1 protein-coding gene is annotated in these 334 nt (G+C 35.3%); it reads left to right on the forward strand.

What is annotated here, in order from left to right:
• A partial coding sequence (locus tag B2U95_RS15930) for an adenylate/guanylate cyclase domain-containing protein (RefSeq protein ID WP_296317914.1) occupies positions 1 to 334 on the forward strand: 334 nt, incomplete at both ends.

Below are 334 nucleotides of genomic sequence, written 5' to 3' on the forward strand. Positions count from 1 at the left end.
TGAATGATCTATTTGCTGATGTGACCAATACGATTCTTAATAATGAAGGGGAGATATACCAATATGTTGGAGATGAAATTGTAATCTCTTGGTCGATGAAAAAGGGTGTGCGAAAGGCAAATTGTCTTAATTGCTTCACACAGATTCAAAAAAAACTTGTTGATTTAAGGCCTATTTACGAAAAGAAATATAATGTTATGCCAGAATTCAAGGCAGGTATTCATTACGGCTCTGTCATGGCAGGTGAAGTTGGTGTTATTAAAAAAGATATCATCTATTCTGGAGATGTACTAAATACCGCTGCCCGAATTCAGGAACAATGCAATCAATACAA

It is taken from the genome of Winogradskyella sp. UBA3174 (assembly GCF_002364335.1).
Lineage (GTDB): Bacteria > Bacteroidota > Bacteroidia > Flavobacteriales > Flavobacteriaceae > Winogradskyella.